Genomic DNA, 24,613 nt, shown 5'->3' with positions numbered 1-24,613 from the left:
AAAAATAAGAGGCTTATTCAGGTGGTGAAAGCTATTCTACTTTTTGTCAAAAATAAAGTACCTTTTCATCAATATGCTTGTATGTTTTAGTTGAACTAAACTTCTTTGCATTAAAGTTAACGAAGCATGAACGTAGATAAGTTAAATGAGGATTTTGTACTCATCGCTGACAAGATAAATGAGTTAGACGAGATGGATTATAGCGATGAACGCTATGATGATCTTGAAGAAGAACTTCATGATTTGGAAGATCAATTTCTAGAAGATTTTGGTCAAGACTTAGAAGAGGCAATTGCCGAAGTTCATGATGAGTTTTGTCCAGATAATGATGTGTTACTTCCGGTAGCCTATTTTGCAAAAAACTACATTCGTAACCAGAAGGATCATAAAGGGCGTTATAGCTACGATATCGAATATGGAGAAGGTGTTCCAGTTACAGTAGATGACTTCCCAGATCAAGAAGTAAGAATCGTTTTAGTACCTGGACCAACAAGGCTCATTGTTACAGTGGGAGACACTGCTAAGCAAGTGGCTTGGAGGGCGAAGAAATAACTAGATATCCTGATACCTGACAGGGAAGCCAGATTTCCTACACTGTCCTGTGATAATTAGATAATCTCCATCGATAGAAAATCTTTCAAAAGAATTGATCATAGCCCCATTATCTGGTGCTTGACCATCACAATACCAGTGTATGAGCATATCAAAGGCAAAGAAGTCCATGAGCAAGTCTTTTAGTCTTTCAGAGGTATTTGAAAGTAGATTTTCGGCATCGGTGGACCATCCATAAGCTTTAAGAAGGTTGTCCATTTCATCATCTTCATCAGGATCAGCGATCGCGTCCTCAACATACTCTTCAAGTTGAGTATTCAAATAGTCTATGACAAAGGCTAATGGAATTTTAGCTTCGTATGGAAAGTTTTCAACACCTTCAGTTCTCCAATGCTGGCCAAAGTTCATTGATCGGATTCTCATATCCTCAGGTGCTAATTCTGTGCCATCTACAGACTGAATGCTTTTGAGTTTATAGCATTTACGAACCTCGGTTCCCCACTTTCCTTTAAAATCTAAGTGCTGGCTCATAGAATTTCTTATAACTGTTGATTAGTATTGTTAAAAATACTCAGATTGCTATGAAAAAATGCCACCTCCCTTATTTCCTCACAGTCTTATTTCTCTTTACAATAACCGCTCTTTCTCAAGCCCAGGTTGATAGAACTGAAAAGAAGCTGGTCAATTGGGTAGATGAAAATAATGCCAGTGCACTGCAGCTACTCAAAGACATCATCAACATCAATAGTGGCACGATGAATTTTGAAGGCGTAAGGGCTGTAGCTGATGTATTGATGCCTAGGTTTGATGCTCTGGGCATGCAGACCGAATGGTTAGATGGTCGTTCTTTTAACCGTGCCGGGCACTTGGTCGCTAAAATTGAAGGAGGTAAGGGACCGAAAATAATGCTGATCGGTCACTTAGATACAGTCTTTGAACCAGATAGTCCTAATCAGGAATGGAGACAGGTGGACGAGAACACCATCAAAGGACCGGGTATTGCAGATATGAAAGGTGGTGATGTCATCATTTTGCAGGCACTATCGGCCTTGCATGCTCAGGGCATACTTAAGGACATGAACATCTGGGTGGTGATGACAGGAGACGAGGAACTTAGTGGTAAGCCACTGTCTGAATCTAAGAAAGCATTAATAGAAGCCGCTAAATGGGCAGATGTAGCCTTAGGGTTTGAGAATGGAGATGGCAACCCAGCGACAGTAAATGTGGCTAGACGTAGCTCGTCTGAATGGAAGCTCACCGTCACCGGAAATGCGGCTCATTCAAGTCAAGTGTTTAAGCCTGAAGTGGGGGCAGGGGCTATTTATGAAGCTTCCAGAATCCTTTATCAGTTTTATGATGAGTTGGCAAGTGAGGAGTTTTTGACCTTTAATCCAGGTGCAATTGTGGGTGGAACAACTGTGACTTACGATGATCGTGAAAAATCCGGAACCGCTTTCGGTAAGAACAATGTGGTTTCTAAAGATGTGACAGTCACAGGTGACATTCGTTGCTTGACGCCAGAACAATTAGCCAAGGCACAGGCTACCATGAAGAGGATTGTTTCAAAGCACTTACCTCAGACAAAGGCCATTATTGAATTCGCAGATGGGTATCCTCCTTTTGCACCAACAGATGGTAACTATCAGTTAATGAATGCTTTCAGCAAAGTAAGTCAAGACCTTGGCTTTGGCGAGGTAGGAGCAGTCAATCCTGCCGATGCTGGCGCTGCGGATATATCCTTTACCTCTGCCTATATCAGTATGGGCATTGATGGAATGGGAATGAGTGGTGCCGATGATCACACAATCAATGAAACTGGAGACATACGTGCTTTACCCAAACAAAGCAAGCGAGCGGCTGTTTTGATGTACCGTTTGATGAAAGGGATTAAACTTGAAAAACGATAAGAGCTAAATCGATTCAGGCTATCAATCTTTAATCTCCTCACGACCATCAGCATGCAGCGCAAAACGACCACGCGCTGGATCGTGTGTATGGCTGCTGCTAGGCCATGGCCAGCCTCCAAATTGAGTCCTTTGAAATTGCATCATAGCTTCTTGGATTTCGGCATTCGTATTCATTACAAAAGGTCCGTATTGGGCGACAGGCTCACCGATCGGTTTTCCTTGAAGAAACAAGAACTTGGCTGTCGAATCACCATTCACTAATCGGGTAGCTTCGTTAGCTGCAAGTTTGGTCATATAGCCTTTTGGGAACTCTTGACCATCAATTAAGACTCCATCACCTTCATATAGGTAAAGACTTCTGTTTGAAGCCTTATCAGCTAGTGGTAATTCCCACTGCGCATTGCCTTCCATTTCAATTAACCATACTGCCACATCATTGTCGGCATTAGCGGCAAAGGAGTCTGGCGCTGGACTTGGACTTACAATTTCTCCCAACTTTCCAGAAATGACTTTTACTGACGTTGTATTTCCTTCTCCATCCGTGTGTTTGTAAATGGGTATGTCTTCATTCCAAAGCATTGCAAAATGAGCTGGTACATGCTTGCTGGCTTTTGGTAGGTTGAGCCAAATCTGAAATAGCAATAAAGGATTCTCCTCATCTTCCTTCAATAGAGGAAACATTTCTGAATGTTGAACACCACCACCTGCAGTCATCCATTGCACATCGCCATTACCAAATCTTCCAGCAGCTCCCAATGAATCAGAATGATCTACCAAACCTTTTTCGGCAATAGTTATCGTTTCAAAACCTTTATGAGGGTGTGATGGGAAACCCGGTACTTCCTGACCGTGGTACATACTCCAACCATCCTTTCCACTAAAATCTGAGCCTATTTGTCTACCCGATAGAGAATCTACAGGTCCCAACTTACCATTTCCCTTGGGATAGTGGTCATCATGGAACGCACAGAACAAGAATGGATCTTGTGTTTGCCATGGAAAACTCAGTTTTTCGATAGAGATGATTGAAGACATAATTTCAGTGTTTATGTACCAACATGTAAATAGCTCTTTTGGTTTCTGTTTCCCTAAAAACCAGAGCTCTCTGTAATTTTTTAATTTAGTGAATAACTCTTTATTCATTTCTGAGTTCTTTTAGCATGTGCATGCGTAAACTTCTTTTTTTGAGTGTCCTTGTTACGGCTATATCCTGTAGTCCTAATCTGAAGGAAAAGACCGAGAGCCTTGTCTATTTATCAAGTCGGGATGGAAATTTTGATTTGTATACCAACGATGTCTTAGGGCAATGGGAGAGAAGGCTCACAACCAATGAAGGTTGGGATTGGAGCCCAAAATGGAATGAAGGGTTAGATAAACTGGTTTACTATACGAACGATACGGCAAGAAACTTTTCAGTGATTGCAATAACTTTGAATAGCAATGAAGTAGATACACTACCCAATAGTCAGTTGTCGAACTTTCAGTTGACTCCTAATGGAGAGAGAATTGTTTACATCGAAGGAGACAATGAAAATCAGAATATCTGGTGGTGCAAATTGGACGGGAGTGATCGCCAGCAATTAACCAATAGTCAGTCATATAATGGAAGGTTTTCCGTTTCTCCCTCTGGCAATAAGTTACTTTTTGTTTCTGATCGATCTGGAAGTAACGAACTCTATTTAATGAATCTTAAGACAAAGGAGGTAGATAGATTGACGGATAATAATCTGATTGAAAAATATAATACATGGTCTCCTGACGGAACCAAAATTGCTTTTACCATGCGGGAAGATAAGGAGGGAGGCAAAGAAGATATTTATATTCTGGACTTACAGAGCAAAGCACTTAAGCAACTAACCAATACTCCTTATGCTGAGCAAGAGATTGCATGGTCACTAAATGGAGATAAGATAGCATTTCATGGTACCACGGATGATGGTGATCATATCTATACTATTGACGTTGTAGATCGTAAGTTTACGAAAATCACTTCTGGTAATACTTACCATGGTGAACCAGCCTGGATACCAGGTGACTATTAGTTCTTTTGAAAAGGATCGAAAGTGAAACTGATATAATAGAAAGCATTGATCTCCGGTCCTCCAAAAGTGTTGAACTGATCAATGTTATAGACGTTATTTCCACCAATTCTAATCTGAGAATCGAGCTCAGGGAGTCTGTACGTGAGCTGAATATCGAATGTAGAGAAGCCCTCTACTCTGCCATCTGCGAATGGGCTTTGCCAGTCAAAGGCTGATCTCGATCTCCAAGTAAATGATCCACCTAGGTTTCTACTCATTCTCCGATGTCCCAAGGTTACATTCCATTTAAAAGGTGCCGTATTAAAGCCTGGAACAATTGGGTCGTTAGCATCTTGAATTATGTTTGAGAATGTGGCATTAACACTGAAGTTGATTCCTGAAAGCCCAGTAATGTCATAAAGTAATTCCACTCCCTGCGTCACAATATCGCTTTCAGAATTGTCTGCCACAAAAATCAGGTCGCTAGTAGCAGGATTATTCCCTTGATCAATGGCTCGCTGTAAGTCGATGCTAGGACTGGTTCTCGGTAATACTAATCGTCTATTGCCAATAAAGTTCTGATAATAGTTTCGGTATACCGTCACCTCAAATATTCTTCTCTGTTGAACAAGGCTCCTATAACCAAACTCGATGGTTGTTATTCTTTCAGGTTCTAGACCATCGAAATCCGCTGTAGTCACAATGTCATCTCGTACTATATCTAAAAACTGTGTCTGAGCCTGAGTATATCTTTCGTTGTTTACATTAACTGCCTCAAAGACTCTATCATTATAGGCTAACAATGCACTTTGCGAGAAAGCATTGCCAATAAGTCCATAGTTCTCAGTTACTTCCGGAAGACCACCTACTAGGAATACATCTCCCAAATTCTGGTTTTGAAACTGCTCTCTAACGTTTGGGAATCTGAAGCCACGACTGAATGAAGCTCTGAAATAGTGATCGTTTTTATAATTTCTTACTACTGATATTCTTTGATTTAGTTTGGGGTCAAAATTTTCATTTTGATCGTACCTCAATGACACTGTCAGGTCTGTCTTATCATCAATTTCCTTTACACCTTCCAAATACACACCATATTCGTAATTAGTAATGTCGTTAGCTGCCGAATCGACAAAGACAGTTCCGTTTGACTCAGGGTCATAAAATCGATAACTGCCGCCTAAAAACAGGTCCTTGAAAAACTCCTGACTTTCCTTAAAACTGTATCTAATATCCAGATGACTCAGGCTAGATTCGTCTTTAATTCTGACTCCGTCAGAAAAATTAGCATTGTTAAGGATAGCTGTTCTCGTAGAATCAAATTCTGCCGATTCAGGGTCTAGCCGACCTGGGTGGAGTCCTGGGGTCAATGATTCGGCTCTTATTCTAGCTATTTCTATTCCTCTTCGTCCTCCTAAGGTATTTGTGTAACCCGTGCGGTATCGTTGAAACCATTGCGCATTTGGCTTTCCTGCTTGAACCAATGCTTCACCTAGTGCTCCCGCATTATAGGTATTACCGGAATTTTGTTGTGTAGTGTAGGCTCTTATCAAGAAACGAGGGCTCTCGAGTTCAGCCTTGTACTGTGTAATTTCGAAATCCCTTAGGGCTATTCTATCAACTCCAGTGATCATCGCATCGGCAATTCCATACTGAGCGGTTAGACTGAACTCAGTCTCAGGAGCGATTTTGTAGGCAATCTCCGCGTTGAACTTATAGTTGCGCGCGTCATAGTTTACAATGTTCTCCTCACGGTAACCTGTTCGCGTGAGGTAAAAGGCCGTGTCTAATGCGCCCGGATTTACATTGTTCTTTGGAAGGACCATGATTATTGGCCTGTCATCGCCATAAACATTGATGCCATCCACACCCTGATTTTGATTATCATGTACTTGCTCAAACCGAAAACCGGTTCCTTTATTATCGTAATTTCTAGCTCTAAAGTCTACTCCTCTAAAGAAAGTACCACTTACTTTTACGCCAATTTTATCTTTATATGCATAAGCGTATCTAGCCGAAATTTCCCCTGTATTATTGGCAAAACTTATAAAATCCTTATTCGTATCTTCAATGGCAGCAGTAGCTCCTTTAGCCGAGAAGGAGAAGCCTTGGAAATCGAACGGGCTCTTGGTTTGCATATCAAGGATTCCATTGAATGCACTAGGACCATAGAATGATGTGGAGGGGCCAGGAATAACTCTGATTGATTCTATGTCTAGTGAACTGGGCCCAACAATGTTTCCAAGTGAGAAGCTCAAACCTGGTGCTTGTGTATCGATTCCGTCTATAAACTGTCTGAACCGAGGGTTTGAGTTGGAATTGAAGCCTCGCGCGTTCACATTATTAATAATAGTACTCTGTGTGGTAAGGTCTACACCTTTGAGGTTTCCAATTGCGTCATAGAAGTTGAAAGAGGGGGTATACTGGATTGTTTTCAGGTCTATCTTTTGAATATCTATTGGAGCACGTAGTTCTTCAACTGTTACTTTTTCACTGGTTACAGTTACGTCATCGAGCTGTGTGAAGTCTTCCACCATCTCAACCACTAAGTCGTCCTGAAACCTAGTGATGAGCACTCGTTTCCTTAAAAAGCCAACCCGAGAAAACTCCAATTCGAGTGGCAGGGTGGAATTAATGACTATCGTGAATTCTCCTTTTTCATTGGCAGAGGTACCGGTCTTTGCGGCTATGGTATTGATAGAAGGAATGGTAACAGTAGCGAAGGGTATTGGTGCTTTGGTTCTAGAGTCAATGATTTTACCAGAGACACTCTGCGCTGATAGTGTATAAGAGCTAAAAATCATGCTTGCAAAAGCAAGCATGATCAGTAATATTCTTACGTTTAACAACTTGTGCATATGAGACGAATTAGTTCAGCATACAGGCGCGAGCTTGACTCTAGTTATTTGTAAAGACTGTACCCGGCAAATTGTTTGGGTTTACCTGTCTTAAGTTTCCATTTAAGTTATTGTTGATCGCACTGACGATCGTATTCACAATGATTGCATTTCCGACAGGATTCAAATTTAAACCATCTGTAGAAAACACGCCAAATCGACTGATACGAGGCTCTAATACAACACCATCAACATTCAATCCATCTGCAGCGTTTCCTAACAGCTTGTTGAAACCATTAGTCATTTGATTAAAGACAGTGTAAGTGTCTGCTACCACTAGTCTGCCGCCAGAATTATTAGCAACATCTTGGATTATGGCATTGTAAGCTGCGATTTTTAGTTTTATCTCTTCGCCTTTTTCGAAACTGATAAATCCATTGTTTGGAACAGGGTTGGATACCTGCATGCCATACCCGGTTCTTAATCGTTGTTCCTCTTTGTAGAACATGTAGTCGTCTATCTTCAACTGTCTTACTTTAGGAACCACATTGCCATTGAAGGTGACATCGGCTAAAGTCTGGTCTTCTACCATTATTCCCCAATTGAACCTAGAATCGTTGCCATAGTCAATGAATGGTCTTCTATCTGCCGATGGAATACCCGGGTTCTGTTGATAGAATCCAATCAAGGAGTTATTAAATAGGGCTGCTTCACCTTGAGCAGCCGAAATTATCTGTCGTTCAGATATCACAAATGGAGTCACGTCATATGACGTTCTTACAAAATATGGGAAAAGTGTAAAGTCAGGAATATTGATCAACACACCTTTTGCAGATGCATTCTGGTTAAGAAGAGCATTTGTCGCTTCCTCAAGTTTGGTTCTAAAAAACGCTTCGCTAGGCAAATCAGCAACACCAGCCGTGGCTAGTCCTGCATTCATATCTCCTGTTGCACCATTCAAAACGAAGTTTAACATGTCCTGATAGCCAAGATCTAACACAAAGAAAGATGGGTTAGCACTAGTGGCCCTAGCCAGAATTGATTGTGAGTTATCAAAAAAGGCATTGGTATAAGGATTTAACGATCTGCCAGATTCAGTCACATCTAAAATTGAGGCACCAGGAAAGCTAAATGAATTTAAATCTCCATCACCAGCATTTTCAAATGCTAAGGCAGTGCCAGTTGTCAACTCTCTTTTGAAGAACACGGTGTCGGCAGAGGGAAAGAAAACTCGGTAGGCACCCGTTGTTCCATTGATATCTGCATTTTCGTAAATATTGAAACCGTTTTCAGAGTTGACCCGTGGAGTCACTACTTGGTCTGTATCTACAAAACCCAATTCTTTCAAAAATAGGTTAGGGACGGCATATTGATTGCCTCGAATAGATAGTGCGCCATCTTCAATGCCAGCGAGTCTCGACCCACCAACAAAGACAATGTTTGAGAAATCTGCATCTGCAGATGGCTCTGATATAGCTACAGGATCTGGGAATTCGTACTCACATGCTGTGAGAACTAAAATCGTTAAGAGCAGAAGTGTTACTTTTTTCATCATGACTTTATTTTATCTGCTTTGGAATGGGTCGAATGTAAAACTAACGTAATAAAATGCATTGACTTCAGGTCCTCCAAATGAATTAAACTGATCAATGTTGTAAATATTATTGCCACCAAACCTCAGCAGAGAGTTGGCCTTTGGAAGCTTGAATGTCAACTGAATATCGAATGTACTGAATCCACCAACATCACCATCAGCAAATGGACTTTGCCATTCGAAACCTGTTCTCGATCTCCAAGTTAGTTCGGCTCCAAAGTTTCGACTGATTCTTCTATGCCCGACTTTCACATTAAACTTGAAAGGAGGGGTGTTAAAACCTGGTACCAATGGGTCGTCAGAGTCTTGAATGATGTCGGCAAAAGTCGCATTAACTGCAAAATTGACTCCTGATAAACCTGTTATATCATATACCATTTCTAGACCTTGGGTAATGATTTGCTTTTCGGAATTTGCCGTCACAAAAATCACTTCACTTGTTCCTGGACTTGCGGCTTGCTCAACGGCCCTTATCAAATCAACAGAAGGACTCGTTCGCGGTTTAACCACTCTGAGGTTACCAATAAAGTTTTGGTAATAATTTCTATAATAATTGACTTCAAAGACTCTTCTATCTTGAATAAGACTCTTATAGCCAATTTCGAAAGATGTTATTTGTTCTGGTTTTAGCCCTCTAAATTGGTCTTGACTAATAATTCCACTCTGAGCAACATCTAAGTGTTGAAGCTTGGCAAACTCTAGCTGTGCATTATCATTGATGACGCTATTTGCAAGAGCATCTTGGTATTGCTGAAGTGACTGCTGAATGAAGGCGTTGCCTTGTAGGTCATAAGTGTCGGTAACTTCTGTCAAACCACCAATGATAATCTTATCACCTAAATTCTGGTTGTAGAACTGCTCGCGGATATTTGCAAACCTGAAACCTCTTTGGAACGATGCTCGAAAGAACTGATTTTGCCCCCGTGACCTAACCACAGATAACCTCTGGCTCAATTTTGCATCGAAGTTTTCATTTTTATCTATTCTTAATGAGCCACTGACATCAGTACGGTCATCTAAGGCTTTGGTGCCTTCAATAAAAGCACCGAATTCAAAATTGGTTAAATCATTTCCTATGGTGTCTGTAAAGATTGTTCCTGCAGACTCTGGGTCGTAAACCCTATAGTTACCACCAATTGTCAGTTTACGAAAATAATCTTGAGCGTCCTCCAATTCATATTTACCCTCAATGTGGTATAACTTTGATTCGTCAAAGATTCTAGCACCTCCTTGGGTGATCTCCGTAGAGATAATCTTGCTTCTGATAGAATCATACTGTTCCGTTCCGGGTTCAAATTTGGTAAAGAACTGTCCTGGGAATCTCGAGTCAGCAAGATTTCTTGCACCTACCACGCCTCGACCGGCAGTATATAGCCTTGTGTACTGATCATACCATATTTCATCAGGTTTAGCTCTCTGAACAAGTTCATCAGCTAATAGACCAACGTTATAAGTATTGCCAGCATCTTGTTGAGTGGAGTAGGCTCGTACTAATAACCTTTTTCCTTTAAGTTCAGCCTTTTGTTGGTATACCTCAAAATCTCTCAGTGCAATCCTATCTTCACTTGTTATCATAGCGTCTGTTTTGCTATAGAATGAAGTAAGAGCCAAAGACATTTCTGGTGTTATCCTTACTGCAATTTCAGCATTGAGTTTTGTATTTGTGGCATCGTAATTCACTAGGTCTTCTTCTCTGTAACCAGATCTGGTTACAGTAAATGCCGTATCCGTTTGAGTTGGGACAAGGCCACCGCCTTCACCACCAGCAACAAGGAAACCACTTGGCACAACTAGAAAAGCTGAACGATCATCTCCATAGGCATTTACTAAATTCACACTTTGGTTATCGCCAGAATGGACATTTTCAAATGATTTACCAGGTCCGAAATTATCGTAGTTTCTAGCCCTGAAATCAACACCATTCAAGGAAGCGGCACTTATCTTGACGCCCACTTTATCTTTAATAGTGAATGCATAACGTCCTGCAACATCTCGAATAAAATTATCTCCAATATTCAAGAACTTCGAATTGTCTTTTAATACTGAAACTGTTGCTCCCTTGGCCGAGAAAGTAAAGCCAGGGTAATCAAAGGCATTCTTAGTATTCATTTCCAAGACCCCATTAAATGAAGATGGACCGTAGAATGCAGAAGAGGGGCCAGGTACAATTTCGTAAGATTCAATATCGAGAGTTCCTGGTCCGACTATATTTCCTAAGGAGAAACTAAGCCCTGGAGCCTGATTGTCTATACCATCACTGAATTGTCGGAATCTCTGATTTGTACTGGAGTTGAACCCTCTCGTGTTGACGGTATTAACGACCACACTTTGTGTTGTTAAATCGACACCCTTAAGGTTACCGACTGCATCAAAGAAGTTGAATGAAGGTGTACTCTGTATCTCGGTTATATCTACCTTGATAATTTCAATAGGGGCTCTTAGGTCTTCCTCACTAATTTTTTCAGCTGTAACGACAAATTCCTCTAGTGCTTTTGAAGACTCCTCAAGCTCCACAACCAAATTGGTGATTGATTCGGTAATTGTGACTTTCTTTGGTTTGTAACCTAGAGCACTTATTTCTAATTCGACTGGAAAGCTTTTTACAGCCAAAGTAAATTCCCCTTTTTCATCCGATGATACTCCGACTGAACGGTTTGAGTAATTAATGCCCGAGAATTTTACGTTGGCGTAGCCGATGGGTTCTTTGTTGTCTTTTCTAACGACTTTACCTACTACTATTTGGGCCAGTGCACTGCTTTGTGCTATAGCCAAAATGACGAGTGTCAGCGAAATGGACTTCAGCAGTCTATTCGCGATTGTGCGAGATGTCAATTTATAATTTGTTAAGAGTTTTAAGCCTGCCCTTTTAGGCACTGCAAACAAAACGCTCTCCTTGACAAAAGTTACTACCGTCCAAAAAGTTTTTTTGCCATTGATCTAAATGAAAATCAAAGAGGTCAAGAAAGCGACACATCATCTTTTGATAGGAGAAGAGACAGGGCCTTCGAATTCACAATCCTGGGTATAAAATCGTCCTTTAAATAAGCCAAAAGGGAAGTTTGCTTGACTAATTCCCAATATCAAAGGGTGTGTTGGGAAGATTATTGGGGTCCAATTTGGTCAGATTACCATTGAAGTGTTGATTGATTGCCTCTATCATTCGATTAATGATAACTGCATTACCTACGGGATTCATATTAATGCCATCACCGGAGAAAATCCCATCCCTACTTATTAAAGGCTCTAGGCGAACGCCATCAATGTTTAGTCCTTCTGTAGGGTTACCCAGTAAACGACTGTAGCCAACGAACATCTCTTCAAAAAACTTAGCCATGTCAACTATAGCCAACTTGCCGTTAGACGCATCGGCCACTTCTTTAATGATGGTATTGTAAGCCACTATTTTCTCTTGTATCAGCTTTGCTTCATCTTGATCTAAATAGCCGTCTTCTCTTATTGGGTTCTCAACCAAGCTTCCAAACCCCGTCCATAGTTGTTGCTCGTTCTGATAAAATACAAAATCAAGTAGTTCAAGTTGCTTTAATTTAGGGATCGTTAGACCATTTAAAACAAGGTCTGTCAGTGTCTCGTCCTCAGCGACCAAACCCCATCTATCAGCATCGATCCCTCCTCCAAAATCCAATAATGGACGCCTGTCTTCATCTGATACACCAGGGTGCAGGTCATAATAATCAAAGATTAGGTTATTAAAATCTACGGCTCTGAAGTGGGCATCTATTCTGAGACTTCCCTTTGATCTAACATGGTTGTTTATAGATGTGGGCATCAGAGAGAAGAAGGGGTAATCTATAATATCAGGAATGTTAAAGAGCAGCCCTTTGACTTCAGTACCTGTGGAAAGCAATTCATCCACTGTATTTTGAATTCTTTCCCTAAACAAATCCTCGCTGAGTAAGTCTCCTTTGTTGAAGTTACTCATCACATTCACAGCCATGTTACCTGTTATTCCACTCTTGGCGAAACCGAAAATGTCGTCAAAACCCATGTCGAGCACAAAAAAACTAGGTGATACTGTTTTTGCTCTCTCTAACAGTGAAGATGAGTTATTAAAGAATGCGGATAAATAGGGGTTAGTTGACTGAGTGCCTTCTGTGATCTCAAAAATAGTCGCGTTTGGAAAGCTAAACACTTGCAGTTGATCAACTCCCTGATTTTCATAAGTCAAAGGTGTCCCCAATCTAGTTTCTCGTTTGAAAAAAAGTGTGTCGTCTTGCGGAAAGAATAAACGAAAAGATCCTTCATTTCCACTGAGGTTGGTGTTTGTATAGATGTTAAAACCGTTTTCAGAATTTACCCGGGGCGCGACAATCGCATCGGAGCTGACAAAACCTAGTTCTTTTAAGAAGAGGTTGGGCACAGAAAATTGATAACCGCGAGAGGAAAGGGCGCCATCATCAATTCCTGCAAATCTGGAGCCCCCGATAAACACTATTTTTGAGAAGTCAGCATCTGCTGTAGGCTCTGGTGTTATAATTGGGTCAGGGAATTCAAACTCACTACAACCATAGAGGAAGAGGAGCATAAAGAAGAGGAAGTGTTTTCTATTCATCTGCTTCATGGTTTATCTACTCTGAAATGGGTCGAAAGAAAAGCTTACATAATAAAAGGCACTGATTTCGGGACCGCCATACGAATTAAATTGGTTGTTGTTCGTGACATTATTCCCTCCAATTCTGATAAGAGAATTGGCTCTTGGTACTCTGAATGTTAGTTGAACATCGAATGTGCTAAATCCTGTTACACGACCATCGGCAAAGGGGCTTCTCCAATCAAAAGCTGTGCGTGATCGCCAAGTGAATTCAGCACCAAAGTTTCGTGATATTCTGCGATGACCCACCTTCACATTAAACTTAAAAGGTGGTGTATTGAAACCAGGAATTAAAGGGTCATCAGCATCCTGAATGATATCTGCAAAGGTGGCATTAACGGAAAAATTGATGCCGGAAAGACCGGTAATGTCGTAGAGGACTTCTAGACCTTGTGTGATAATCTGTTTCTCGGAATTAGCAGTAACAAAGATGAGGTCACTGGTGCCTGGACTAGAAGCCTGGTTTACAGCTCTAATTAAATCAAGTGAAGGGCTTGTTCGCGGCTTTACTATCCTGAGGTTACCGATAAAATTCTGATAATAGTTGCGGTAATAGTTGACCTCAAAAACTCTCCTGTCCTGAATAAGGCTCCGGTATCCAAATTCGAAGGAAGTAATCCTTTCTGGTTCAAGCCCACGAAACTGGTCTTGTCTGACAATACCATTGGCCAAGATATCGATGTGCCTTAGTTTTGCCAGTTCAATCTTAATATTGTCTTCAATAATTGTATTGATGATTGCCCTCTCATAGTCTCTCAGCGATTGTTGGATGTACGCATTGCCTTGGAGCTCGTAAAAGTCTGTGACTTGTTCCAGACCACCAATCAGTACCTTATCGCCTAAGTTTTGATTATAAAATTGCTCTCTAACATTTGGAAATCGAAAGCCCCGTTGAACCGAAGCTCTGAAGAACTGGTTGGCCTTTGCCTCGCGCACTAGGGAGAGTCTCTGACTAAACTTTCCATCAAAGCTTTCATTCTTATCATACCTTAATGATCCACTGAGGTCAGTTCTAGGGTCCAGTTCCTTTTTAAACTCTCCAAAGACACCATATTCAATGTTAGTGATATCAACATTGGCAGTGTCAATAAAAATTGTTCCTGCTGATTGAGGATCATACAGTCTATAGTTTCCACCAAAGGTCAAGTTTTGGAGAAATGCTCCAACTTCACCTACATCATATTTGGCTTCGAAATGATGTAGTTTCGACTTGTCAAATATTCGAGCGCCTCCATCCGCCACTCTAGTCGTAATGATATTATTCCTTATAGAGTCATACTGCTGTGTACCTGGTTGAAACTTGGTGTAAAAGTCCCTGAAAATTGGAAATTGAGATTCCGCAAAATTCCTAGAGTTGATGATCCCTCTGTTTGCCATGTAAAAGCGCAAATATTGCTCAAACCAAACCTCATCGGGTTTTGCTCTCTGTACTAATTCATCAGCTAAAAGGCCTACGTTATACGTTTCACCCGCGCTCTGTTGTGTAGAGTAAGCTCTCAGTAGCAATTTCTTTCCCTGTATTTCAGCTTTTTGCTGAAATATCTCAAAACCTCGTAAAGCCATTCTATCCTCATTTGTAATCATCGCACTGGCTTTTGCATAGTTGGAAACGAGGGTGAACATCATGTCCTCATTGATTTTGAATTGCAGTGTCCCTTGAAGTTTGAGGTTAGAAGCATTGTAGTCTACAAGATCTTCTTCGCGATAGCCAGATCTCGTTACAGTAAATGCGGTATCATTAGGGTTGGGAATAAGAACCGGCCCTGCATTCTCATCTTGAAAAACGGTAAATCCACTAGGTACGGTAAAAAGTGCTGATCGGTCATCTCCATAAGCATTCAGTAAGTTTATACTTTGATTTTCAATTGTGTGAACACGGTCAAAGGAGTTACCAGGGCCAACGTTATCAAAGTTTCTAGCTCTGAAATCCACTCCATTAAGTATTGATGCATTGAGTTTAATGCCAAGCCTATCTTTTATCGAAAATGAATATCGACCTGCCACTTCGCCTATGAAGTTGTCTCCAATGTTTAAGAATTTGGAATTGTCTTTATCCACTGAGGCGGTGGCTCCTTTAGCGGAGAATGTTAGTCCAGGGTAATCAAAAGCATTTTTTGTCTTGAGTTCTAAAACTCCATTGAATGAAGATGGACCGTAAAAGGCCGATGAGGGACCAGGAATGAGTTCAATAGATTCAACATCTAAAGAGCTTGGTCCGGCAACATTTCCAAGTGCAAAGCTTAAACCGGGTGCCTGTTGGTCCACTCCATCTGTAAATTGTCTAAACCTCTGATTTGTTGTAGAGTTGAAACCTCTGGTGTTTACATTGTTGATGACCACACTCTGTGTGGTGAGATCAACCCCTTTTAGGTTACCGACAGCATCAAAGTAATTGAAGGAAGGCGTGCTTTGTATAGCGGCAAGATTCACTTTGATAGTTTCGATAGGAGCCTTTAGCTCTTCCTCGGATATCTTTTCTTCTACCAAAATGAAATCGTCAAGCTGTAATGATGATTGCTTGAGTCTTATAATCAGATCAATCTTAGTCTCACTTAGTTTAATCTTTTGAGAGATGAAACCCAGAGCGCTAACTTCGATCTCAACAGGGAATTTTTTTACAGCCAAAATAAATACGCCCTTCTCATCTGAAGAGACTCCAACTGCTCTGTTTAGATATTCAGGTCCGACAAGCTTAACATTTGCAAAGGGAATGGGGGTGTCTTTGCCATTTTCCATTACGACCTTTCCACCAATCACCTGAGCGGAGACGTCTTTCATTGAAAACAAAAGGACGATCAGCAAAAAGCAAAAGTGCTTAAGATAGATACTGCTAGACCTAAAGTCTCTGAATTTGGCAGATAGTGTCAATGGTTGAAGTTGATAGAGAATAAATCATTCTCTATCCTAAAACGATTGACTAACGCAAAAGCAACAAAGCGCTATTAACCTTTCGGCCTGAAGACCGAGATTTTGTCAGGATTAGTTTCAAGAAAAGGCCCTTCAATAAGATCGATACAATAGGGAATAGCAGGAAAAACTGCATCTAGACATTCCCTGATAGATTTCGGTTTTCCAGGAAGGTTGACGATTAGTGAATTTCCACGAATACCGGCAGTTTGCCTTGATAGGATAGCGGTGGGTACATATTGAAGGCTAACTTGACGCATCAGTTCTCCGAACCCGGGCATCATTTTGTCACAAACAGCTTCAGTAGCTTCAGGTGTCACATCCCTCAATGCAGGACCAGTACCCCCTGTAGTTACAATGAGAGAGCATTTTTCCTTATCCGCCATCTGTTTGATAGTACTCTCGATTAAGTACTGTTCATCAGGAATTACCTGATAAATTGGTTCCCATTTGGTGATCAAATAGTCTTTGAGGGTATCTATGATGGCCTTACCAGAGAGGTCTTCATAGACTCCTTTGCTTGCCCGGTCAGACACAGTGATGATGCCAATTTTAACAGATTGTATGCCATCCAAATCCATCCCCAAATAAACAACCCACTTAAGACTATTCCAATGCTTTAATGCGAAGTATTCGTTCTACCTTTGTCAGCTAAAATATAAATCGTGGCTTCATTTTCTGAATTAGGTATTTCCGGTAAGCTCATTAAAGGTCTTAATGAGTTGAACATTTTTGAACCAACTGATATCCAACAATCGGCAATTCCTTTATTGCTTAATTCATCAGAGGATTTTGTGGGTCAGGCGCAGACAGGTACGGGCAAAACGGCCGCTTTTGGATTACCTCTTCTACAAAATATTGATGCTAGTAAATCAGAAGTGCAAGGTTTGATCATTGCGCCAACAAGGGAGTTATGTCAACAGATTGCTAAACAGCTTTTCAAATTCACCAAGTATACGGACAAGATATTTGTGGAGGCCGTTTATGGTGGTGCTGATATTAACAATCAAATACAACGTCTAACAAGACCTACTCACGTAATTGTGGCAACTCCTGGACGTTTGATGGACTTGATAAAAAGAGATGCTGTTGATCTAACAAGAGTTAGACATGTTGTGCTTGATGAAGCAGACGAGATGTTAAGTATGGGCTTTAAACAAGACATACATTATATCCTCGGTTATGTTCCAATCGAAAAGAACGTTTGGCTTTTTTCTGCTACTATGCCTCAAGGCATTCAAGAAATCATCAAAAAGTTTCTGCGTAAAGATTTTCGAAAGGTAGAGGTGAGCAGAAATGCTGGCGTTAATTCTAATGTTACTCATGAATATATGGTGTGTAACTCAAAGGATAAACTTCCCGAGTTGATGCATTTTTTGGCTTACCATAAAGAAGAGAGGGGAATGATCTTCTGTCAGACCAAGAGGACTGCCCGTACTTTAGCAAAACAATTGTTGGCTAAAAACCTTCTAGTCGATGTGATTGAAGGAGATATGGGGCAAAGGGATAGAGATAAGGCTATGCGTAAATTCAAAAGTGAAAAGGTCGACCTTTTAGTTACAACTGATATTGCCGCTAGGGGAATCGATGTCAAGGGGCTGAGCTTTGTAATACATTATGAGTTACCACAGCAAACGGAGTACTATACTCATCGAAGTGGAAGAACGGGAAGAGCCGGTCTTAAAGGTAACTCAGTACTTTTTATCAGTGATCGTGAAAAGGAGCATATCCATACACTTCAAAAGGAATTAAAGATCAAAATTCAACCATTGAGCTAATTTTAATAAGTTTAGGGAAACGGATTCATATGAAAAAGGCCCTTTTCTTACTATTTGTTATCACTTCAACAGCCTGTGCCCAAGACAAGACCTACGAAGTTGGTCAGATTAAGACGCCAATGGGCGAAATACTTGTTTGGTTATACGATGAAGCGCCCAAACATAAAAAGGCTTTTATAGAGTTGGCTAATGAGGGCTATTGGGATGATTACACCTTCAATCGGGTTATCGAAAACTTCGTTGCTCAAGGTGGTTGCCCTGACACACCTGAAGGGTTTGCTTACTCTGTTCATTTGTTAGAACCAGAGTTTGAGGCGGGCAAAAAGCATATCTATGGAGCTTTTGGAGCTGGTAGAGATGACAATCCTGGTAAACTATCTGCCGCATGTCAGTTTTATATTGTTCAAAATAAGGATGGCTTGGCTCGCTTGGATGGAAACTACATGATTTACGGCCAGGTATTTAAAGGGATGGATGTTGTGGATCAAATTGTTAAAGTAGAAAAGGATTCTAGCAACAAACCATCAACACCAATTACTTTAGATGTTAATGTAGTCCGTATGACTGAGGCCGAAATCTCGGCTTATGGATTTGAAATACCCAAGGGAAGTAAATAGTTAGGCAGGAAAAACTTCCTCCAGTACCTTATATCGATGAGTGAAAATCTGTGTAAGCTTGTTCTTTACCAATATCGGATGGATCATTCTTCCCAGAATGCCAAATGGTAGCTTATAGGACACTTTATCCCACATCATTAAGCCTTTATCAGTTACCTTGAATATATGTTCGTGATGCCACATACTGTAAGGACCAAAGCGTTGTTCATCGACAAAGAACTCATGATCCTTCACATGTGTGATTTCTGTAACCCAGCTTGCTCTTACACCGGGAAAAGGAGAAACCTTATACGTAATGATCTGACCAGGATACATAGGCTTGGCTTTGCCTGATGTTATTTCAAAGGCCATATGCTCTGGGGTGATTTTGACTAGGTTATTAGGAGAGGAAAAGAACTCCCATGCCGTATTCAAATCTGTGTTGAGTAACTGTTCTGTCCTGAGGGTGTAAATGCCTGAGTGACCTTCTATTGATACCATTTTCTTAAAATATGGTATCACAACTTTAGATTGATTGAAAGTGTTTGATCGAAGTCGTCATTTGCGTAATCGAAAAACTGATGAGACAAATGACGACTATTGAATGTACTAGTTTATGCCCTGAACTACCCTGATAGGCCGGATTTCGATTTTCCATGGTCCATCCTCAAACCTCGGGTCTTTTCTGATCACATCGGCAACTTCTTCGATTGAATCTGCCACCAAATGATAGTATCCTCCTATGATTTCCTTGGTTTCATTGAAAGGGGAGTCATGCAAATTGTCCTTTGTCCCAGAAATGGTAATGCCAGACATTTCAAGCGGCTGGGCCCCTTTCATTGTGCCATTTCCCATAAGGCTTTGGATGTATCCCCCAACACGCTCAACATGGTCTTGCTGTTCGGCAGGAGACATCTCTGCCATATGGTCTCCTTGGGTGTAAATAAATGCCATAAATTCTTTCATAACTTTCTTTTTAAGTGTTTGACCCTACTACAATTTCACAAATGAAATAGGGACAGTAAACTGAAATTTATTTTAGACCTTGACTACAGACTTCGATTCTGTTCGTTATTAGCTGTTTTTCTTTGTTGCTTACTTTCAATTTAAGCGCTTCTTGAAACCAAATAATGGCAATGTCGAACTGTTCCGTTTCCATATACAATTCTGCCAGGGTTGTGTGAAAGAGGTGATAGGCAGGGGGAATGGTTTTCTCAATATTCAGTAGTTCTTTGATACCTGCTTTTGCACCTTCAACTTTAGCCAATGCTATGGCCCGGTTGAGTCTCACAAGGGAGGAGTTATCAATAGATATCAGTACATCGTACATTTTCAGAATACCTTCCCAATTAGTGCTTTCGTAGTTTTTTGAAGTACAGTGGTAGGCGGATATTGTAGCCAAAATATGATAAATGCTTACTTCATTGTGGTCTGGAATCTTTCCTAGGTGCTGTAAGCCTAGGCCTATGAGCCTTTGATCCCACAAAGATCTGTCCTGATCGACCATTCTTATAATTGCTCCATCGTCAGCCATTCTCGCTTTAAATCGAGAGGCGTTCAGAAGCATCAAGGCAAGTAGGGCATGTGGAGATGAATGACTGGCGAATTTCGGATGATTGCTGATTAATTCTGTGAGTCGAATTGCCTCTAGGCATAATTCATAGTTGATCAACTGATCGCCTTTAGAAGTACTATAACCTTCATTGAATAGTAGAAAAACGGTTTTATGAACTGCAATTAAGCGTTCTTCTAACACTTGATCATTGGGGATTTCAAATGGCGCCTGTATGTCTTTCAGCACTTTTCTGGCCCTGACCAAACGTTTATTTATAGTCTCGTTAGATGTTACGAATGCATTGGCAATTTCTCCTATGCTAAGTCCGCAGAGCGTCTTGAGAATGAGACTTATCTGAGCATCTTGAGAAATGGCAGGGTTACAGCAGGCGAACATCATTCTTAGCTGATCATCAGCTATTTGCTCTTCAGAAAACGTTGTTTCTGATGTGAGCAAAGGGTAGGTTGTCGATTCAATGTATTTTTTCTCAATCTCTATTCTCTTGAGACTATTGAGTGCTTTGTTTTTGGCAACCGTATAGAGCCATGCAGCAGGGTTATCTGGAATGCCCTTGTATTCCCAAGTATGAATGGCCTCCAACAGTGTGTCTTGAACAATGTCTTCTGCCAGATCTATCTTACTTAGACCAAAGTATGGGGTAATCACTGCGACAATCTTTGCATATTCCAGTCGAAAGAAGTGTTCGGCTAAGGCCTTGCTTTCTTTACCACTTGTTTCGGAATTCATCTAATCAATTTTCTAGTATGGAGCAATCCAAAGATAGGACCTATTACTAAGGTAAACAGAAGCCAACGAGTATCCATCTGTTCAGTTAAGAGACTTAATAACTGAATACTCGGTATTGTGAGTAAAAAACCAATGCTTACGGCAATTGTAAGTGCCGTTCCTTTAAATTCAGGAGGTGCTGTGAGGGCATTAAGTGATGAGAATTGTGCTGAATCGCCTATGACGGCAAACCCCCAAATAAGGAATATCCCTAGAAACAGAGGTTCGGGTAATTGATAAAAAAGAGGGGAGGCCAGGCACAATACACCAGATAAGAATAAGAACCTGAGCGCTACTTTGGCGCTTCCTAGCTTAACTGAAAATACTCCTCCTAAAACGCAGCCAATGGATCCCATTGCAATAATCAGAAAGGTCCATAAGCTAATGGGAATATCAGTAGAGTGTGTCTCATTATAGTAGAGTAGTATGACTGGTATAAATGCCCAAAGCGTATAGAGTTCCCACATATGCCCGAAATAGCCAAAGGCAGCAGACCGGAAGTCTTTTTTACGGAAAACATCAATCATTTTCCCTGGTTCGAAACGGGCACCTAATACGCGGTGAGGACCCTCTCCAACGAAGAGAATCATAGTGATACCACCCAAAAGCGCAAGGATAGATGTGCCAATGAGAACAAACTCCCAGGAGAGTGATGTGCCAAAATGATTCAATAGATGCGGAAATGCCGAGCCAATCACTAAAGCTCCAACCAAGTAGCCTAGGGCCTTTCCAAGTTTGTTTCCAAACCAGTCGGCTGAAATTTTCATCCCTACAGGGTAGATGCCAGCTATGAAAATTCCTGTCATGAAACGCAGTAGGAGTAGATTGAAATAACTATTCGGTAGGAACATCAGCATCAGGTTGAAGCTGGCTCCTAGAATAGAGCATGCAAGAAAGACTCTGCTTGGTTTGAATCTATCTGCTACCGAAAACAATGCAAAAAGGAAAGTGCCTGTGATAAAACCTAACATTACCATTGAAGTAACATTGGCCAGACTGCTCTCTGGCAGATCCCAGGAACTTTGAAGCTGAGGTAGTATGGCATTGCCAGCAAACCACAACGAGGTTCCCGCAAACTGCGCGAAAACTATAGCGGGCAATATGCGCTTGGGTACCTGACTCAACTTTTCACTAAGCCAGCACGCCTTAACAACGCCTTCACATCTGGTTCCTGTCCTCTGAACTTTTTATACAATATCATCGGATGCTCGGCTCCACCTCTGGATAGTACGTTATCCTTAAACAGGTCGGCAACTTCCTTATTAAATATACCATTTTGCTTAAAGTACTCAAATGCATCAGCATCAAGGACTTCTGCCCACTTATAACTGTAATATCCTGCGGAATAACCACCCTGAAAAATATGAGAGAATGCACAACTCATATTTGTGTTTGGGATTGAAGGCAGTACGTCCGTTTTGGACATAATTGATCGCTCAAATTGTGCGACTCCTTCGATATTAGAGTTGTCTTGTCCATGCCAAGCCATATCCAGCATACCGAAGCTGAGCTGCCTCATTGTTTGGTAGCCTTCCATGAAGTTGGCACTGTCCTTAATCTTTTGAATCAACTCTGTTGGGATTGCTTCTCCAGTTTCATAATGTTTAGCAAAGAGGTCAAGACATTCCTTTTCATAACACCAGTTTTCTAGTATTTGAGACGGAAGTTCCACAAAGTCCCAGTATACGCTAGTCCCACTAAGACTCTCGTATTGACCATTGGCTAGCATGCCATGGAGTGCGTGTCCGAATTCATGAAAAAGCGTTGTGACTTCATTGAAAGCTAGGAGGGATGGGGTATCTCCAGTAGGTTTAGTAAAGTTGCAGACGATAGATACAAGTGGTCGGTGGTCACCGTCCTGATCTTTATATTGACCCGCGTAGGAAGTCATCCAGGCCCCAGCACGTTTCCCAGCTCTTGGAAAGAAGTCCGCATAAAAGACTGAGACATGCTTACCCGAAGAATCTTTGACTTCATATGTCATTACATCAGAATGGTACTTATCTATCTTATCTGTTCTGACGAAGTCAAGATCAAATAAACGTTTAGCTGTCTCAAAAACTCCATCAATGACGTTTTCCAACTTGAAGTAAGGCTTGAGCATTTCATCATCGATGGTGTACTTTTCTTTCTTAAGTTTTTCAGAGTAGTAGGCGAAGTCCCAGCGTTGTAGTTCTTCTATACCGTCTAACTGCTCTGCATAGTCAGCGACTTCCTGAACATCTCTTTCGGCTCCTCCTTTTCCGTAAGTGCCTATTTCAGATAAAAAGGACATCACCTTTTCCGGAGACTCGGCCATGCGCTCTTCTAGTATAAAGTGAGCGTGTGTATCATATCCCAGTAAGTTAGCTCTCTGATGTCTTAATGAGGCTATTTGTTTGACAATGTCCTGATTGTCAAACTCGTCTCCTTTGAAAGCTTTGGAGCCTGCAGCAATGCTAAGTTCTTTTCTCAACTCGCGGTTGGCAGCGTAGGTGACAAAGGGAACGTAACTTGGATAATCCAGAGTGAAGACCCATTTACCTTCATGCCCTTTCTCTTTTGCAGTTTCGGAAGCTTGATTGATAACGAATTGGGGTAGGCCGGCTAGATCTTCGTCATTATCAATGATCATTTCATACTTATTCGTCTCTGCAAGAACATGCTCTCCAAATGTCAATGAGAGTTGTGCCAGTTCTACATCTATCTTTCTGAGCTGATCTTTTTGATTATTGTCTAATAAGGCTCCATTTCTGACAAAACCTTTGTAGGTCTTATCAAGCAGTGTCTTTTGTTCCGTATTCAGAAAGGATCGCTCTACAGTATCATACACCGATTTGACTTTGTTGAAGAGCCTTTCATTCAAGAGGATGTCGTTTGAGAACTCGGTAAGGAGTGGTGAAACCTCCTTAGCAATCGCCTGAATTTCGTCATTAGTCTCAGCACTGTTCAGATTAAAGAATATAGAAGACGCCCTGTCTAATTGCTTTCCCGCTTTTTCTAATGCCTCTATTGTATTAGCAAAGTCAGGAATATCTATTCGCTCAATGATTTCATCTATTTCTGATTTAGCCACCTCAATTAATTGCTCGATGGCAGGCTTGAAATGTTCATTCTTAATGGCCGAAAATGGCGGAGTCTTGAAAGGAGTATTGGGTATGTCAACAAGTGGATTACTCATAGGTCAAATTATTCGTTGCAAGTATAAACAAGATTGTCTCGAATAATCGTTCTCTAATCGAAAGAATATTCAAAATAATCTTGATGACCAGCTCTACAGAAGAGATAATCCTGATAAGGGAATCATAAAATCATAGAGGTATGGTTCAATAAAAAAGATAAAAAATACCATAAAGAAAGAAGGGTATTATAAGGCTAAAGGTTACTAATAAACGAAAGTGGGGCATGGAACGAGTGAGGGAGTTGGGTAGGTTTATTATGATTAGAGGGCATTTTTGAGTATTTTCAAGTACTATTTCTACGCGCAAACTC

Annotated in this window: 18 protein-coding genes; 5 read left to right on the top strand and 13 right to left on the bottom strand. The window is 41.0% G+C overall.

Features of this window, described 5'->3' with window-relative positions:
* Positions 1-126: 126 nt before the first annotated feature.
* On the top strand, positions 127-552 hold the full coding sequence (locus J4E76_RS04170; RefSeq protein WP_208501470.1) for a hypothetical protein: 426 nt from the start codon (positions 127-129) through the stop codon (positions 550-552).
* Here the strand turns inward: J4E76_RS04170 and J4E76_RS04165 are convergent, their stop codons facing one another.
* Positions 553-1,083, bottom strand: a complete 531-nt coding sequence (locus tag J4E76_RS04165) for a hypothetical protein (protein ID WP_208501469.1) — start codon at positions 1,081-1,083, stop codon at positions 553-555.
* Between the two features lie 50 nt (positions 1,084-1,133).
* Here J4E76_RS04165 and J4E76_RS04160 point away from each other — a divergent pair, with 50 nt between their 5' ends.
* A complete protein-coding gene (locus J4E76_RS04160; RefSeq protein WP_208501468.1) occupies positions 1,134-2,459 on the top strand; it encodes a M20/M25/M40 family metallo-hydrolase in 1,326 nt (441 codons plus the stop codon).
* A 21-nt stretch (positions 2,460-2,480) separates the two neighbouring features.
* On the opposite strand, the gene J4E76_RS04155 is transcribed toward J4E76_RS04160, so the two are convergent.
* Positions 2,481-3,494 carry a pirin family protein gene (locus J4E76_RS04155; protein WP_208501467.1) on the bottom strand — a complete coding sequence of 338 codons (1,014 nt, stop codon included), beginning with the start codon at positions 3,492-3,494 and terminating at the stop codon, positions 2,481-2,483.
* A 131-nt stretch (positions 3,495-3,625) separates the two neighbouring features.
* On the opposite strand from J4E76_RS04155, the gene J4E76_RS04150 reads away from it, so the two are divergent.
* Positions 3,626-4,501: a DUF5050 domain-containing protein gene (locus J4E76_RS04150; RefSeq protein WP_208501465.1), complete on the top strand. Its 876-nt coding sequence runs from the start codon at positions 3,626-3,628 to the stop codon at positions 4,499-4,501.
* Here J4E76_RS04150 and J4E76_RS04145 read toward each other — a convergent pair.
* From J4E76_RS04145 to mog, 6 genes are all read right to left on the bottom strand, one after another.
* Positions 4,498-7,338: a TonB-dependent receptor domain-containing protein gene (locus J4E76_RS04145; RefSeq protein WP_208501463.1), complete on the bottom strand. Its 2,841-nt coding sequence runs from the start codon at positions 7,336-7,338 to the stop codon at positions 4,498-4,500. The genes J4E76_RS04150 and J4E76_RS04145 overlap by 4 nt on opposite strands.
* 40 nt (positions 7,339-7,378) lie before the next feature.
* On the bottom strand, positions 7,379-8,869 hold the full coding sequence (locus J4E76_RS04140; RefSeq protein WP_208501462.1) for a hypothetical protein: 1,491 nt from the start codon (positions 8,867-8,869) through the stop codon (positions 7,379-7,381).
* A gap of 12 nt (positions 8,870-8,881) precedes the next feature.
* Positions 8,882-11,743, bottom strand: a complete 2,862-nt coding sequence (locus J4E76_RS04135; RefSeq protein ID WP_208501461.1) for a TonB-dependent receptor — start codon at positions 11,741-11,743, stop codon at positions 8,882-8,884.
* A gap of 235 nt (positions 11,744-11,978) precedes the next feature.
* Positions 11,979-13,481 carry a hypothetical protein gene (locus J4E76_RS04130; RefSeq protein ID WP_208501460.1) on the bottom strand — a complete coding sequence of 501 codons (1,503 nt, stop codon included), beginning with the start codon at positions 13,479-13,481 and terminating at the stop codon, positions 11,979-11,981.
* Between the two features lie 12 nt (positions 13,482-13,493).
* Entirely contained in the window at positions 13,494-16,298 is a 2,805-nt protein-coding gene (locus J4E76_RS04125; protein ID WP_208501459.1) for a TonB-dependent receptor domain-containing protein, read from the bottom strand.
* Between the two features lie 164 nt (positions 16,299-16,462).
* Complete coding sequence (gene mog / locus J4E76_RS04120) at positions 16,463-17,008, bottom strand: molybdopterin adenylyltransferase (protein WP_208501458.1); 546 nt, start codon at positions 17,006-17,008, stop codon at positions 16,463-16,465.
* 84 nt (positions 17,009-17,092) lie between these two features.
* Between mog and J4E76_RS04115 the strand changes: the two genes are divergently transcribed.
* Positions 17,093-18,205: a DEAD/DEAH box helicase gene (locus tag J4E76_RS04115; protein ID WP_208501457.1), complete on the top strand. Its 1,113-nt coding sequence runs from the start codon at positions 17,093-17,095 to the stop codon at positions 18,203-18,205.
* A gap of 29 nt (positions 18,206-18,234) precedes the next feature.
* Positions 18,235-18,822, top strand: a complete 588-nt coding sequence (locus tag J4E76_RS04110; RefSeq protein WP_208501455.1) for a peptidylprolyl isomerase — start codon at positions 18,235-18,237, stop codon at positions 18,820-18,822.
* Here the strand turns inward: J4E76_RS04110 and J4E76_RS04105 are convergent, their stop codons facing one another.
* The 5 genes from J4E76_RS04105 to J4E76_RS04085 all read right to left on the bottom strand — a co-directional run bounded on the left by J4E76_RS04105 (position 18,823) and on the right by J4E76_RS04085 (position 24,302).
* Complete coding sequence (locus J4E76_RS04105) at positions 18,823-19,302, bottom strand: SRPBCC family protein (RefSeq protein ID WP_236017268.1); 480 nt, start codon at positions 19,300-19,302, stop codon at positions 18,823-18,825.
* Positions 19,303-19,410: 108 nt separating this feature from the next.
* On the bottom strand, positions 19,411-19,767 hold the full coding sequence (locus J4E76_RS04100) for a YciI family protein (protein WP_208501453.1): 357 nt from the start codon (positions 19,765-19,767) through the stop codon (positions 19,411-19,413).
* A gap of 67 nt (positions 19,768-19,834) precedes the next feature.
* Complete coding sequence (locus tag J4E76_RS04095) at positions 19,835-21,103, bottom strand: RNA polymerase sigma factor (RefSeq protein WP_208501451.1); 1,269 nt, start codon at positions 21,101-21,103, stop codon at positions 19,835-19,837.
* Positions 21,100-22,266 carry a nitrate/nitrite transporter gene (locus J4E76_RS04090; RefSeq protein ID WP_208501449.1) on the bottom strand — a complete coding sequence of 389 codons (1,167 nt, stop codon included), beginning with the start codon at positions 22,264-22,266 and terminating at the stop codon, positions 21,100-21,102. The genes J4E76_RS04095 and J4E76_RS04090 overlap by 4 nt, the downstream gene beginning before the upstream one ends.
* Entirely contained in the window at positions 22,263-24,302 is a 2,040-nt protein-coding gene (locus tag J4E76_RS04085; RefSeq protein WP_208501447.1) for a M3 family metallopeptidase, read from the bottom strand. Before J4E76_RS04085 ends, J4E76_RS04090 begins: the two co-directional genes overlap by 4 nt.
* Positions 24,303-24,613: the final 311 nt, after the last annotated feature.

This window comes from Roseivirga sp. E12, assembly GCF_017592825.1.
GTDB lineage: Bacteria > Bacteroidota > Bacteroidia > Cytophagales > Cyclobacteriaceae > Roseivirga.
This window is presented reverse-complemented; position numbering and strand designations above follow the sequence as displayed.

What these genes read in the sequence shown, in the direction of transcription:
- J4E76_RS04095 (WP_208501451.1), bottom strand. Translation starts at nt 21,103, where the DNA reads ATGAATTCCGAAACAAGTGGTAAAGAAAGCAAGGCCTTAGCCGAACAC.
- J4E76_RS04140 (WP_208501462.1), bottom strand. Translation starts at nt 8,869, where the DNA reads ATGAAAAAAGTAACACTTCTGCTCTTAACGATTTTAGTTCTCACAGCA.
- J4E76_RS04155 (WP_208501467.1), bottom strand. Translation starts at nt 3,494, where the DNA reads ATGTCTTCAATCATCTCTATCGAAAAACTGAGTTTTCCATGGCAAACA.
- J4E76_RS04110 (WP_208501455.1), top strand. Translation starts at nt 18,235, where the DNA reads ATGAAAAAGGCCCTTTTCTTACTATTTGTTATCACTTCAACAGCCTGT.
- J4E76_RS04150 (WP_208501465.1), top strand. Translation starts at nt 3,626, where the DNA reads ATGCGTAAACTTCTTTTTTTGAGTGTCCTTGTTACGGCTATATCCTGT.
- J4E76_RS04145 (WP_208501463.1), bottom strand. Translation starts at nt 7,338, where the DNA reads ATGCACAAGTTGTTAAACGTAAGAATATTACTGATCATGCTTGCTTTT.
- J4E76_RS04160 (WP_208501468.1), top strand. Translation starts at nt 1,134, where the DNA reads ATGAAAAAATGCCACCTCCCTTATTTCCTCACAGTCTTATTTCTCTTT.
- J4E76_RS04100 (WP_208501453.1), bottom strand. Translation starts at nt 19,767, where the DNA reads ATGAAAGAATTTATGGCATTTATTTACACCCAAGGAGACCATATGGCA.
- J4E76_RS04105 (WP_236017268.1), bottom strand. Translation starts at nt 19,302, where the DNA reads ATGGTATCAATAGAAGGTCACTCAGGCATTTACACCCTCAGGACAGAA.
- J4E76_RS04085 (WP_208501447.1), bottom strand. Translation starts at nt 24,302, where the DNA reads ATGAGTAATCCACTTGTTGACATACCCAATACTCCTTTCAAGACTCCG.
- J4E76_RS04170 (WP_208501470.1), top strand. Translation starts at nt 127, where the DNA reads ATGAACGTAGATAAGTTAAATGAGGATTTTGTACTCATCGCTGACAAG.
- J4E76_RS04125 (WP_208501459.1), bottom strand. Translation starts at nt 16,298, where the DNA reads ATGAAAGACGTCTCCGCTCAGGTGATTGGTGGAAAGGTCGTAATGGAA.
- J4E76_RS04130 (WP_208501460.1), bottom strand. Translation starts at nt 13,481, where the DNA reads ATGAATAGAAAACACTTCCTCTTCTTTATGCTCCTCTTCCTCTATGGT.
- mog (WP_208501458.1), bottom strand. Translation starts at nt 17,008, where the DNA reads ATGGATTTGGATGGCATACAATCTGTTAAAATTGGCATCATCACTGTG.
- J4E76_RS04165 (WP_208501469.1), bottom strand. Translation starts at nt 1,083, where the DNA reads ATGAGCCAGCACTTAGATTTTAAAGGAAAGTGGGGAACCGAGGTTCGT.